This window comes from Kluyvera sichuanensis (genome assembly GCF_014218705.1).
In the GTDB taxonomy this organism is placed as follows: domain Bacteria; phylum Pseudomonadota; class Gammaproteobacteria; order Enterobacterales; family Enterobacteriaceae; genus Kluyvera; species Kluyvera sichuanensis.
In genome coordinates, this window is sequence record NZ_JABBJF010000023.1 from 80,922 (window position 1) to 89,861 (window position 8,940).

The following is an 8,940-nucleotide window of genomic DNA, read 5'->3' on the forward strand; positions in this document are numbered from 1 at the left end:
TCCGGTGGCAGGTTAAACGGTAAAGCCGAGCATCATGCCGGTATCTTCATGCTCCAGCAGGTGGCAGTGCGCCATATAGGCCTGTTCTTTCGGCGCGCTATGGTCAAACTTCACCAGCACTTCGCTGACGCCGCCTTCGACGCGAACCGTATCCTTCCAGCCTGCACGGTGCGCCGCCGGTACCTGTCCGTTCTCACGCAGTATGCGGAACTGGGTGCCGTGAATGTGGAACGGGTGCAACATCATGTCGCCTTCGCCGGAAATGACCCAGCGCTCATACTGCCCTTTGGCGGCGGCAAACATCGGCACGTTCATATCGAACGCCTTGCCGTTGATGCGGTTAGCGTTGTGGAAATCAAAGCCGCCGTCGCCGTGGTGCATGTTACCCATTCCTCCATGATCCATCTTCATGCCGCCGTGGCCCATCATACTGCCGTGATCCATGCCGCCCATCGCCTGATTGCCATACTTTTGCATCAGCGCCTGCATGCCCATCATGTCGAGCATCGGGTCCATTGAGAGCTGGAGCTTACGCTCGGTCAGCCCGTCGAGCGATGGCAGCGCAGGCATTGCTACGAGTGTATCGGGCAGCGTTGCCGACCCTGGGATCCCGATAGGCTGCACGTGCAGTACCGGCACGGGCTTATCGAACGGCGCGACGGCCATGCCCATCTGCGTCACCGGGAGTGTCAGGAGATCGAATGGTTTACCGTCGCGCGCATCCACCAGCACTTCAAAGCGTTCGCCCATCAGCATCGGCAGTTCATTCACTTTCACCGGCTCGGCCAACAGCCCGCCGTCGCTGGCAACGACATACATCGGGCGCTTATCGCTGGTTGCAATAGTCAGCGAACGGGCGTTACAGCCGTTCAACAGGCGCAGGCGCAGCCAGCCTCTTGGCGGCGTATGCTGCGGGTAGGTCACGCCGTTAGTCAGCAGCGTATCGCCAAACCAGCCCACCGCGGCGCTCATGACATCCAACTGATAGTCAATCTCACCGGCGGCGGTAAATTTCTTGTCCTGCATAATCACCGGCACATCGTCGATGCCCCACTGCTTAGGCAACATCAGCTTCTGGCTATCTTCATCTTCGATGAGCACGAGGCCAGCCAGCCCCATCGCGACCTGATGCCCGGTTTTACCGTGCTGATGTGGGTGGAACCAGCAGGTCGCCGCGCGCTGGGTTGGCGTAAACGTCACCGTCCGGCTGCCGCCCGGTTGGATAACCCCCTGAGGGCCGCCGTCAACCTCACCCGGCACTTCCAGGCCGTGCCAGTGCACGGTGGTCGCTTCCGGCAGGGTGTTGTTAATTTTCACCGTAATCGGCTTGCCCTGCTGCAGCTGAATAGCCGGCCCTAACAGGCTGCCGTTGTAGCCCCAGGTTGTCGCCGTTTTTCCGGCAAATTGTGTCTTTCCGGCCTGAACGGTCAACAAGATCTGATTATCCGCGTCAGCGGTAAGCAAGGGAGGAATGGGAAGCATGGTGCGCTCGGCGGCGAATACCGCACGGCTCCACAGAGGCAAGGCGCTGGCAACGCCGATAGCGGCGCTGAGTTTGATAAAATCACGACGATGCATCGTTACATCCTTTTCGGCTTCTGGTGATTAATTGAGCTTAAACCCTACCCCTGCGGGAAGGTCAAGCAGAAAGCTTTAAGAAAGCCTCCCGCCGCTTCTGGAAGTATGTTAACGTTGAATATCGACGATGTAAGGTAGAAGAAATGAAGACGTTTTTCCGAACGGTACTGCTTGGATCGCTGCTGGCGATGTCCAGTTCCAGTTATGCTTTAAGCGAGTCTGAAGCAGAAGATATGGCCGATCTCACGGCGGTATTTGTCTTCCTGAAAAACGACTGTGGTTACCAGAATCTGCCGAATACGCAAATTCGTCGCGCATTGGTCTTTTTTGCCCAGCAAAATCAGTGGGATCTCAGCAACTACGATACCTTTAATATGAAGGCGCTGGGTGAAGACAGCTACCGCGATCTCAGCGGCATCGGCATTCCGACCTCGAAGAAGTGTAAAGCGCTGGCTCGCGACTCGTTGAGCCTGCTGGCCTACGTCAAATAATGCGCGTCGCGGAGCCCGCAGGCTCCGCATCCGTTAGCGCTGCTTCATAAACTCACGGTAGGCGGCAACGACCTGCAAAAAGTCTTCAACGCCGCAAAGCGACAAGCTCTCTTCATCGTAGTAGCTCATCCCCTCTTCCATCTCATCGCCGGAAATCTCCAGCTGATTGGCGCGAACCATCACTTCTTCGCCATCCAGCCACAGGGTGTATTCATGCCCCGCGCGCTGCCATGAGCGTTCGCTGCCTTTGACGGTACGTGCAGCCTGTTCGACTTCGTCCAGTAGCGAGAGGTTGTCTTTGACCTCTTCATTAAACCAGTGACCGACCACTTCGTGGCCCATCGACATACGTACTTTTACCCCTCCGGTAACGTCACGCAGAAATTCATAATCCATAATCTGTTCCTCTACAAAGGCAATGCGTCACCGCTGCATTGTACCTATAGGTAATTATCGCAGTCCTAAGGAATAAAAAAAGCGTAGCGGCGGGAGGAATAGAAAATAAAAAAGGCGAGAGTTCAAACTCTCGCCTTTTCTGGTCGCCCGGCCAAGCGTAGCCCGCCGGGGAGTTCCCGGAGTCGATGCTAACGCATCTCGTCCGGGCTACTTTTTATACTGCGGTCTGGAAGATCACGCCGTCCGCTTTCTCAGTGTACTGAGAGAGCTGGTCGAAGTTCAGGTAACGGTAGGTATCCACCGCCGTCTTATCCACCTGAGCCACGAAGGTCTGATACTCTTCCGGGGTTGGCAGTTTACCGATCAGCGCAGAAACTGCTGCCAGCTCTGCAGACGCCAGGAAGACGTTCGCACCGGTACCTAAACGGTTCGGGAAGTTACGGGTTGAGGTCGACACCACCGTCGCACCATCCGCTACACGCGCTTGGTTACCCATGCACAGGGAGCAGCCAGGGATCTCGATACGCGCACCGCTCTTACCGAACACGCTGTAGTAACCTTCTTCGGTCAGCTGAGCCGCATCCATACGAGTTGGCGGAGCCACCCACAGGCGGGTTGGCAGCTGGCCTTTATGGTTATCCAGCAGCTTACCGGCAGCACGGAAGTGGCCGATGTTGGTCATGCAGGAACCGATGAACACTTCGTCGATCTTTTCACCCTGCACGTCAGACAGCAGACGCGCGTCGTCCGGATCGTTTGGTGCACACAGAATTGGCTCTTTAATGTCAGCCAGATCGATGTCGATCACCGCCGCGTATTCTGCGTCAGCATCAGCTTCCAGCAGTTGCGGATCCGCCAGCCATTTTTCCATGCCCTGTACACGACGTTCCAGCGTACGACGGTCGCCGTAGCCTTCTGCGATCATCCACTTCAGCAGTACGATGTTGGAGGTCAGGTACTCAACGATTGGCTCTTTGTTCAGCTTGATGGTACAGCCCGCAGCGGAACGCTCTGCAGAGGCATCGGTCAACTCGAACGCCTGCTCAACTTTCAGATCCGGCAGACCTTCGATTTCCAGGATGCGGCCAGAGAAGATGTTTTTCTTACCTTTCTTCTCAACGGTCAGCAGGCCCTGGCGAATCGCATACAGCGGAATCGCATGAACGAGGTCACGCAGGGTGATCCCCGGCTGCATTTTGCCTTTGAAGCGAACCAGTACAGATTCAGGCATATCCAGCGGCATCACACCGGTCGCTGCGGCAAACGCCACCAGACCAGAACCCGCCGGGAAGGAGATACCGATTGGGAAACGGGTGTGGGAGTCACCGCCGGTACCCACGGTATCTGGCAGCAGCATACGGTTCAGCCAGGAGTGGATAACGCCGTCGCCCGGACGCAGGGAGACACCGCCACGGTTCATGATGAAGTCTGGCAGCGTGTGGTGCGTGGTCACGTCTACCGGCTTAGGATACGCGGCAGTGTGACAGAAGGACTGCATCACCAGGTCAGAAGAGAAGCCCAGGCACGCCAGGTCTTTCAGTTCATCACGGGTCATTGGGCCGGTAGTATCCTGAGAACCTACGGAGGTCATCTTCGGTTCGCAGTATGCACCCGGACGAATACCTTTCACGCCACAGGCGCGACCAACCATTTTCTGAGCCAGAGAGAAGCCGCGGCTGCTTTCCGCCACGTCTTTTGCCTGACGGAATACATCGCTGTGCGGCAGACCCAGCGCTTCACGCGCTTTGGTGGTCAGGCCACGGCCGATGATCAGCGGAATACGGCCACCGGCACGTACTTCGTCGATCAGTACATCGGTTTTCAGTTCGAAGGTTGCCAGCAGTTCGTCGGTTTCGTGGTTACGCACTTCGCCTTTGAACGGGTACACGTCAATCACGTCGCCCATGTTCAGGTTGGAAACGTCCACTTCAATTGGCAGCGCGCCCGCATCTTCCATGGTGTTGAAGAAGATAGGTGCAATTTTGCCGCCAAGGCACAGACCGCCGCCGCGTTTGTTCGGCACATGAGGGATATCGTCACCCATGAACCACAGTACGGAGTTGGTCGCTGATTTACGGGAAGAACCGGTACCCACAACGTCGCCCACGTAGGCTAGCGGGAAACCTTTCTGCTGCAGGGCTTCGATCTGTTTAATCGGGCCAACGGCACCAGGCTGATCCGGGTCAATGCCTTCACGGGCGTTTTTCAGCATCGCCAGAGCGTGCAGAGGGATATCCGGGCGAGACCAGGCATCCGGCGCCGGAGACAGGTCATCGGTGTTGGTTTCACCGGTCACTTTGAAAACGGTAACGGTGATTTTGTCTGCCAGCGCAGGGCGGTTCAGGAACCATTCGGCATCAGCCCAGGACTGAACAACCTGCTTAGCGTAGGCGTTGCCCGCTTTGGCTTTCTCTTCTACATCGTAGAAGTTATCAAACATCAGCAGGGTATGGGACAGCGCTTTGGCAGCAATCGGGGCCAGTTTCGCATCGTCCAGCGCATCAATCAGCGGATGGATGTTGTAACCACCCTGCATGGTGCCTAACAGTTCAATGGCTTTTTCTGGGGTAACCAGTGGGGAGGTGGCTTCGCCTTTTGCGACGGCAGCGAGGAAACCCGCTTTAACGTAGGCGGCTTCATCAACGCCCGGCGGCACACGGTTGGTTAACAGGTCTAACAGGAATTCTTCTTCGCCAGCAGGCGGGTTCTTCAGCAGCTCAACCAGCGCGGCCATTTGGGTAGCATCTAAGGGTTTGGCAACAATCCCTTCGGCGGCACGCTCAGCTACGTGCTCACGGTATTCTTTTAGCACGACGGTATCTCCTCGCTCTCATTGTCATATGCGGTCGGCGATCTCTTCACGCTCCTGTGAGACAGCAGTTTGTAGGGTAAAAGCCCGGTACCGCGAGGCCAGCATAGCAGGATTTCTGGAGGGTGTTAATCTGTTTACAAAAAAGCAACATTAAATATTTGCTGAATCGTTAATGTTGATATAACAGATTAAAAAAAGCCTTTTTACGATGAAAAAAAACCATCGAATGGCCGGGGTATTAAACATTTTGTTATGAAAGCATGACATCTAAGAGGACGATAAAACGGGCAATCATCACGCCGCCAGTAGACCGTTTTTCGCTCCCTTCGGCTGTGTAAACTCTTGACAGATTTTCCTAGCAACCGCAGAAATCCCTGCTTTAATCAAAAAATAAACAATAGCCTCATTATACTCGCGGCATATCCGACACCTCTGTTACGGACTGTGTAGTTCCCTGGAGAACCACCATGACTTTGCCCTTTAAGCCCCACTATATTGCGCTTATCTGCAGCGCCGGGCTGCTCGCGGCCGCCGGCACGCTGTACGTCAAAAGCCGGGAGCCCGTCACCCCTGATGTGCCTCCTGCTGTCACGGCGACGGCACCTGAAGCCGCCCCTGCCCCGGTCACCTACACCACCGCGCAAATCACGCAGTGGGTAGCGCCTATCGCACTCTACCCAGACCCGCTGCTATCGCAGGTGCTGATGGCCTCAACCTATCCGGATAATGTCACGCAAGCAGTGCAGTGGTCGAAAGATCATCCCGGCCAGCAGGGGGATGCAGCGGTGAAAGCCGTGGCGAATCAGCCGTGGGATGTCAGCGTAAAATCACTGGTCGCTTTCCCGCAGTTGACGGGCATGATGGGGGAAGATCCGCAGTGGGTGACCAACCTCGGGAACGCGTTTCTGGCGCAACCGCAGGACGTGATGGACGCCGTGCAGAAACTGCGCCAGCTCGCCCAGCAAACCGGTTCGCTGAAGTCGACGCCGCAGCAGACGGTCACCACCACCAAACGCGTGGCCTCATCGACCTCAACGCATACCGCCAGCAGCACGCCAACGGTTATCAAGATTGAGCCGAGTAATCCGCAGGTGGTCTACGTACCGAACTACAACCCGACGGTGGTTTACGGCAGCAGTTGGCCTTATACCTCCGCGCCGCCGGTCTATCTGCCGCCGCCTCCGGGGGAGCAGTTTGCCGACAGCTTTGTACGCGGTTTCGGCTATAGCCTTGGCGTAGCAACCACCTATGCGATTTTCAGCAGCATCGATTGGGATGATGACGACCATCACCACCACGACGATGATCATCATGACGATCATTATGATCACGGCGGCTATCAGCATAATGGCGATAACATCAACATTAACGTGAATAACTTCAATAAGATAAGCGGTCAGAACATCAGCGGCCAGACGATGGGCTGGCAGCACAACCCGGCGTATCGTGGCAACACGCCGTACCCAAACAACAGCGTGACTCAGCAGTTCCACCAGACCAATGTCGCCGGGGGGCTGAGCGCCACTCACCAGACGCCGGGCGTGGTGGCTCCGCATCAAACCGATGTGGCCGGCGGGTTGAGCGCAACCCAGCACGCGCAGCCTAACCGTGACAGCCAGCGTCAGGCAGCGATGTCGCAGCTGCAGCAGCGTACGCATACCAGTAGTAACAACGCCAGCCCAGCTGGACTGGGTGCGCGTGATGCCCAGCGTAATGCGGCAACACAGCAGTGGAATCAAGCGGCGCAGCGCAATAACTTCCGCGGCTATGACGCGCCAACAAACCGTTCGCAGACGCACTCGGTACAGCAGCGCGCGGCGGCGACTCAGCATACCCAGCCGCGTCCGCAGCTCAACGCGACTCAGCGTCAAAATCTGCAAACGCACGAGCGCTTGAACGGCCAGACGCCGCATCTGAACGCCGGAATGATGGGCCAGAACAGCGCACTGCGCGCCAACGGCGGCGGTCTGCATAACACGGCGCTCAGCGGTAACGAAAGCCGCGCGCCGTCATGGCAGGCACAGCAGTCTCGCGGGTTGCAGAGCCGCCATGCCTCCGGGCTCGGCGGCGAGCAGCACAGCGGTAGCCCTGCCGTGCACCATGAGTTCCGTCGACGCTAAAGGATAACGTGATGAAAAAGCAGATACAGATAGCGCTGCTGGCGCTGGCAATGTCACCACTGATGGCGCTGGCGCAGCAAACCTTCTCCACCCCAGACCAGGCCGCTAGCGCGCTGGTCAATGCGGTGACCCAGAAAGATGATGCCGAGCTGGATAAGCTACTCGGCGATAACTGGCAGCAGTTCCTGCCACCGGACGGCGTCGACCAGGATGCCGTTGACCGCTTCCTGCGTGACTGGCAGGTCAGCCACCGCATCGTCACTCAGGCCAATACCGCCTGGCTGGACGTTGGTAACGATGGCTGGCGACTGCCGATTCCGATGGAGAAAAGCGCCAAAGGCTGGGAATTTAACATGGCCGCCGGGAAGGATGAGATTCTGACCCGCGCGATTGGGCGTAACGAGTTGTCGGCCATCCAGGCGATGCATGCTTACGTCGATGCTCAGCAGGATTACTACCAGTTGAACCACGCCTGGGCGCAGAAAATCATCAGCAGCGACGGGAAAAAAGATGGCCTCTACTGGCCAGCGGCCCCAGGAGAAGCGCCAAGCCCATTAGGGCCAAACTTCAGCCCAAATGCACCGGGGGAAGGCTATCACGGCTACCACTTCCGCATTCTGCCGGAAGGTGATAAAGGTGACGTTGCCCTGCTGGCCTGGCCGGTTGAGTGGGGGCAGACCGGCGTGATGAGCTTTATGATCGACCAAAACGATCGCGTCTATGAGGCGAATCTGGGCGTCGAGTCTGAACAAAAAGCGCAGGCGATTGCCCACTTTAATCCCGATGCCAGCGCGGGCTGGCAGGCGGTCGCAGAGTAAAAAAATGCCCGGCGGCGTCTACACGCTGCCGGGCACTCTTCACACCGTTAACTTAACCCTGATGCGGCATCAGTTCCGGGTGCCCCTGCACCAACGGTTTGCTGCTGGTCAACGCGGCTTCATCAGCGCTGATGCTACCGGAGTTATCGGCCCATACCCCTTCCTGCGTCTTCGTAATCTGCTGATGCTGTGCATTCAGATCCTGCCCCATCGCGGCAATGTGCGTGCTTTCGGTACCGCCGCTGTTATCCGCCCACGGGATCATCGCGTCACTCGCCATCGCCATACCGGAAACCAGCGTGGCCGCCAGGGCCGCCGTCGTCAGAAACGTTTTCATTTTTTGCACTCCAATTTGTTAGCCTGCTATCAGTTTAATCCGTGATTATTATTCAAAGTGCAGCAAGCTATAACAGAACGTTTCACGTCTGAGGGCGGAAAAACGGAGGAAAGCGCCGAAAATGCGGCAATGGTGCTGGAAAACTGTAACCCGCTTCGCAATCTTTGCTACGGTTTGACATAAGTCGTTGACAGAAAGCATAAAAAAAGCGGCCGTTAAGCCGCTTATTCTATAGTAGCCCGGACGAGGCGTTAGCCGACTCCGGGAGGACCGTGCGTTCCCCGGCGTCGCTACTGTACGACCGGATACATAGGTAACACTTCAGACCGGGAACATAGGTAACACTTTCCTAGTCTATCCGGATAATACTACGGCTTTTCCGGTCATA

At 56.8% G+C, this 8,940-nt stretch carries 7 protein-coding genes; 3 read left to right on the forward strand and 4 right to left on the reverse strand.

Going from position 1 to position 8,940, the window contains the following annotated elements:
- Positions 1–12 precede the first annotated feature (12 nt).
- Positions 13–1,578: a multicopper oxidase CueO gene (gene cueO, locus HII27_RS19660; RefSeq protein ID WP_185669253.1), complete on the reverse strand. Its 1,566-nt coding sequence runs from the start codon at positions 1,576–1,578 to the stop codon at positions 13–15.
- Positions 1,579–1,721: 143 nt separating this feature from the next.
- On the opposite strand from cueO, the gene HII27_RS19665 reads away from it, so the two are divergent.
- Entirely contained in the window at positions 1,722–2,069 is a 348-nt protein-coding gene (locus tag HII27_RS19665) for a YacC family pilotin-like protein (protein WP_035891920.1), read from the forward strand.
- A gap of 33 nt (positions 2,070–2,102) precedes the next feature.
- Here HII27_RS19665 and yacL read toward each other — a convergent pair whose 3' ends face one another.
- Complete coding sequence (yacL, locus tag HII27_RS19670; protein WP_185669254.1) at positions 2,103–2,465, reverse strand: protein YacL; 363 nt, start codon at positions 2,463–2,465, stop codon at positions 2,103–2,105.
- A gap of 214 nt (positions 2,466–2,679) precedes the next feature.
- Entirely contained in the window at positions 2,680–5,277 is a 2,598-nt protein-coding gene (gene acnB / locus HII27_RS19675; protein WP_185669255.1) for a bifunctional aconitate hydratase 2/2-methylisocitrate dehydratase, read from the reverse strand.
- Between the two features lie 467 nt (positions 5,278–5,744).
- Here acnB and HII27_RS19680 point away from each other — a divergent pair, with 467 nt between their 5' ends.
- Positions 5,745–7,397, forward strand: coding sequence for a DUF3300 domain-containing protein (locus HII27_RS19680; RefSeq protein ID WP_185669256.1), 1,653 nt, complete (start codon positions 5,745–5,747; stop codon positions 7,395–7,397).
- 11 nt (positions 7,398–7,408) lie between these two features.
- Entirely contained in the window at positions 7,409–8,215 is an 807-nt protein-coding gene (locus HII27_RS19685) for a DUF2950 family protein (protein ID WP_185669257.1), read from the forward strand.
- 52 nt (positions 8,216–8,267) lie between these two features.
- Here the strand turns inward: HII27_RS19685 and HII27_RS19690 are convergent, their stop codons facing one another.
- Positions 8,268–8,552 (reverse strand): hypothetical protein, encoded by a 285-nt coding sequence (locus HII27_RS19690; protein ID WP_185669258.1) that lies wholly within the window; start codon positions 8,550–8,552, stop codon positions 8,268–8,270.
- Between the last annotated feature and the right edge of the window lie 388 nt (positions 8,553–8,940).

Bases quoted from the DNA above. Each gene is read 5' to 3' on its own strand.
- yacL (WP_185669254.1), bottom strand. From the start codon at position 2,465: ATGGATTATGAATTTCTGCGTGACGTTACCGGAGGGGTAAAAGTACGT.
- HII27_RS19690 (WP_185669258.1), bottom strand. From the start codon at position 8,552: ATGAAAACGTTTCTGACGACGGCGGCCCTGGCGGCCACGCTGGTTTCC.
- HII27_RS19685 (WP_185669257.1), top strand. From the start codon at position 7,409: ATGAAAAAGCAGATACAGATAGCGCTGCTGGCGCTGGCAATGTCACCA.
- HII27_RS19680 (WP_185669256.1), top strand. From the start codon at position 5,745: ATGACTTTGCCCTTTAAGCCCCACTATATTGCGCTTATCTGCAGCGCC.
- HII27_RS19665 (WP_035891920.1), top strand. From the start codon at position 1,722: ATGAAGACGTTTTTCCGAACGGTACTGCTTGGATCGCTGCTGGCGATG.
- cueO (WP_185669253.1), bottom strand. From the start codon at position 1,578: ATGCATCGTCGTGATTTTATCAAACTCAGCGCCGCTATCGGCGTTGCC.